The sequence below is a fragment of the Paenarthrobacter sp. NPDC089675 genome (assembly GCF_044749185.1).
In the GTDB taxonomy this organism is placed as follows: Bacteria; Actinomycetota; Actinomycetes; order Actinomycetales; family Micrococcaceae; genus Arthrobacter.
Genome location: NZ_JBIVHM010000025.1, coordinates 1 through 1,267 on the forward strand (window position 1 = coordinate 1; position 1,267 = coordinate 1,267).

A 1,267-nucleotide genomic window follows, 5' to 3' on the forward strand; every position below is an offset into this window, starting at 1 on the left:
TGGTATTCCTGGCGCGGTGGGTCTGCGGTGGTATCTGTGAGGGTTGCGGGCGTAGCAGGCATCGAGGGTTTGTTGTCGTTGCCTGCGCGCTTGTTCGATCAGCCCGTGGTGGACGGTGTTGGGGGTGTAGAAGTTCAAGCCGCTGTGCCTGTGATGGGCGTTGTAAGCGGCAAAGAACTGGTCCATGTAGGCCCGGGCGTCTTGTAGGTCCCGGAACCGTTGCGGGAATCCAAGGTCGTATTTGACGGTTTTGAAGAGCGCTTCGGAGTACGGGTTGTCGTTCGAGACCCGGGGCCTGGAGTAAGACAAAGTGATACCAAGCGCCCGGGCCAGGTCCACGGTGGTCCCGGCCCGCATGGGAGCTCCGTTGTCGGCGTGCAGAACCAGGGGCCGCTGGTGAGTCATGTCCACGGCCTCACGTATGAACGTGGAGGCAAGGGCCGCGGTCTCGTGGTGTTCGACGCGGTGGGCGATGACCTTGCGGGAGAAGGCATCGATGATCGCGTAGAGCTTGTAAGTGTGTTTGCCCGGGCCGCGGAGCATGGTGATATCCCAGCTCCAGAGCTGGTTCGGGCCCGTGGCTTCCACGACGGGTTTGATCCGCTTCGGGCTGGTGTTTCCGCGTTGAACACGCCGGTCACCGTTCTGTCCGCGCGCAGCAACGAGACGGTGCGCTGTTGCGATGGAGAAGGAGCAGTGTCCGGTATCGAGCATCCGGTAATAGGCCTGGGTGACCGAAAGGTTTCCGTAGTCCTCGGAGTTCAGAGCGGTCATGAACTCCTCAGCTTCGGCTGGGGTAATCCGGTTCGGATACGCCCGGTCGGCATGGGCAATCGTGATCCCGGCCGTTGCCGGCGGGCTCAGATACCGGTACCACGTGGTCCGGTGAAGCCCAACAACCGCGCACGCCTTCACAGCTGACCAGCCGGCAGCAACCAGATTCCCGACAAAGGTCAGGGCAATGTCTTTCCAGATTTTGGGTTCAACCAGTCCGGGCGCTGCGGCTCCGGATCCTTCAGTTCGGGGTCCGTCGCCGCTGCGCTCCTGGCCATGGCATCCAAGAGCGCGGAAGCTTTTCCCAGGATGTCCACCGCGGCCTCAGACTTGGCCAGCTTGGCCTTGAGGATCTCATTCTCCTTCAAGACCTGCTTCAGTAGCCGCCTGTCTCCCTCTCTCAAACGCTGGTCCTCTTTTCCGGTCATAGCCCGGGATCTCAACTCCCCGGCCTCACGTTGCCTGCCCCAGAGCCGGATCGTTCCATCGGTGA

General features: G+C 61.8%; 2 protein-coding genes. Both read right to left on the reverse strand.

Features of this window, described 5'->3' with window-relative positions; genetic code table 11:
* On the reverse strand, nt 1–915 hold a 915-nt coding region (locus tag ACIPY2_RS21805), incomplete at its 3' end, for an IS3 family transposase (RefSeq protein ID WP_400268494.1).
* A 38-nt stretch (nt 916–953) separates the two neighbouring features.
* Nucleotides 954–1,267, reverse strand: a 314-nt coding sequence (locus ACIPY2_RS21810; RefSeq protein ID WP_400268495.1) for a hypothetical protein, incomplete at its 5' end; no start/stop codon positions are given.